Annotated in this window: 1 protein-coding gene; it reads right to left on the minus strand. The window is 56.1% G+C overall.

The features are described 5' to 3' along the window. Positions 1-255 (minus strand): Hsp70 family protein (locus AAEY79_RS15685; RefSeq protein ID WP_352289526.1); only part of this gene is annotated, 255 nt, incomplete at both ends.

Genomic DNA, 255 nt, shown 5'->3' on the forward strand with positions numbered 1-255 from the left:
GTGATCGCCCTTGGCCTTGTCCATACCGTAAGCCAGAGCAGCTGCGGTGGGTTCGTTGATGATACGTTTTACATCCAGGCCCGCGATGCGGCCGGCGTCTTTGGTGGCCTGACGCTGGCTGTCGTTGAAGTAGGCCGGAACGGTGATCACCGCTTCAGTCACTGCTTCACCGAGGTAGTCTTCGGCGGTCTTCTTCATCTTTTTCAAGATTTCAGCCGAGATTTGTGGCGGCGACATTTTCTGGCCGTTCACTTC

Source organism: Psychrobacter sp. GW64-MNA-CIBAN-0177 (genome assembly GCF_040309585.1).
GTDB classification, from domain to species: domain Bacteria; phylum Pseudomonadota; class Gammaproteobacteria; order Pseudomonadales; family Moraxellaceae; genus Psychrobacter; species Psychrobacter okhotskensis.